The sequence below is a fragment of the Klebsiella sp. K-Nf6 genome (genome assembly GCF_002806655.1).
GTDB lineage: Bacteria > Pseudomonadota > Gammaproteobacteria > Enterobacterales > Enterobacteriaceae > Klebsiella > Klebsiella variicola.
In genome coordinates, this window is sequence record NZ_PIBN01000076.1 from 1 (window position 1) to 243 (window position 243).

A 243-nucleotide genomic window follows, 5' to 3' on the forward strand; every position below is an offset into this window, starting at 1 on the left:
GCCATTTTTCATATTCAGCCTGCATCAGTTCCGGGGTGTAGCGCCCCAGCAGGTCGCGGGCCAGCTCCAGCACGCCGCCCTGTGAAAACAGACCGTTATCCCGCAGCTCCGCATAGCGGGCATTCATTTCCGCCTGGAAGGTGGTACGGACCTTCTTCCAGAAGGTGCGGTTGACCAGCATGGCGAGGCCGTTATCAAACAGATTCAGGTCTGGCGGATAGGCAATCGACGTCCCGGCGTAAT

General features: G+C 58.8%; 1 pseudogene. It reads right to left on the reverse strand.

From position 1 onward, the window contains the following. A pseudogene (locus CWM61_RS28700) lies at positions 1-243 on the reverse strand (spore coat protein CotH); the annotation flags it as partial.